1 pseudogene is annotated in these 764 nt (G+C 77.6%); it reads right to left on the bottom strand.

The annotated features are described in order from the left end of the window. Positions 1 to 764, bottom strand: a pseudogene (locus tag KS423_RS46570) (peptide synthase condensation domain-containing protein); the annotation flags it as partial.

Here is a 764-nt window from a genome sequence, read left to right as displayed (position 1 = left end):
CCAGCCCGCGCCCGGGCGGGCGGCCCGGCGCAGTACGTCCAGCCGCACCGCCGGGGCGACCGGCTCCGCGTCCTCGGCGTCGGTGCCCACCGGTTCGCCCAGCCGGGGCGCCGGCTGCCCGGCCAGGGTGGAGCGCAGCACCTCGGTGGTGCCCAGCCCGCTCGGCAGGTCCGGGAAGCAGCGCAGCAGGTGGGCGCTCTGGTTGAGCAGTTCGGCGGCGTCCCGGTCGGCGAGCAGGGCGCGGTCATGGGTGGTGGTGAGGACCAGCCCGCCGGTGGCGTCGTAGTGAGCGGCGAGCGTGATCGGGTACGAGGTGAGGGTGCCGGTCGGGACCGGGCTCTCCACGTGGATGCCGTGCGCGGCCAGGTCGGTCTCCAAGCGCAGGTGGTGCGCCGTGGCGGGCTGGTGCTCCAGCACGACCAGGCTGTTCGGCCGCTGCCCGCGCGCGCCCGGGGTCCAGTGGTGGGCCTGGCCGGGCGAGACCCACTCGTACGCGGAGAGGTCGAGCACCCCGTCGCGCAGCGCCGCGAGCAGTTGGGGCACGGTGGTGCCGGGCTGCACCCGTACGGAGATCGGCAGCGGGTTGCGCAGGGCGCCGGGAAGCCGGTCGACGCCGTCCAGCGGGATGCCGCGGCCGGAGACCGTCACCGCGAAGCCGACCCGCACCGCCCGGGCCGGGCGGCGGGGCCGGTCCGTCTGCTCCGCGCGGTACAGCAGCAGCGCCCAGGCCGCCTGGAGCGCGCTGCTCTCGCCGGCGCCCCAGG

The organism is Streptomyces sp. LS1784, assembly GCF_020103755.1.
Classification (GTDB): Bacteria; Actinomycetota; Actinomycetes; order Streptomycetales; family Streptomycetaceae; genus Kitasatospora.
The sequence above is the reverse complement of the archived record's forward strand: the minus strand, read 5'-3'. Positions and strand labels throughout refer to the sequence as shown.